We start from the raw sequence: 239 nt of genomic DNA on the forward strand, positions 1-239 counted from the left end.
ATTTCTTTGACTTCATCATGGGCACGGCCTTGCGCAAGAGCTATAGCAATCTTCTCGGCTGCTAATATGCCAGATAAGATGGCGTTATGTGAGCCTTTGATACGAGGAATATTGACAAAACCGGCAGAACAGCCAATAAGTGCGCCTCCCGGAAAGGTCAGTTTTGGTACAGATTGCCATCCTCCTTCGCTAATAACACGTGCACCATAGGAAAGGCGTTTTGCGCCTTTGAAGATTTC

General features: G+C 46.9%; 1 protein-coding gene. It reads right to left on the minus strand.

Annotated elements, in window-relative coordinates; genetic code table 11:
* Window positions 1–239: NAD(P)/FAD-dependent oxidoreductase (locus ACFIO5_RS11805; protein WP_375705513.1), on the minus strand; the 239-nt coding region annotated here is incomplete at both ends.

This window comes from Bartonella sp. AA86SXKL, assembly GCF_042196885.1.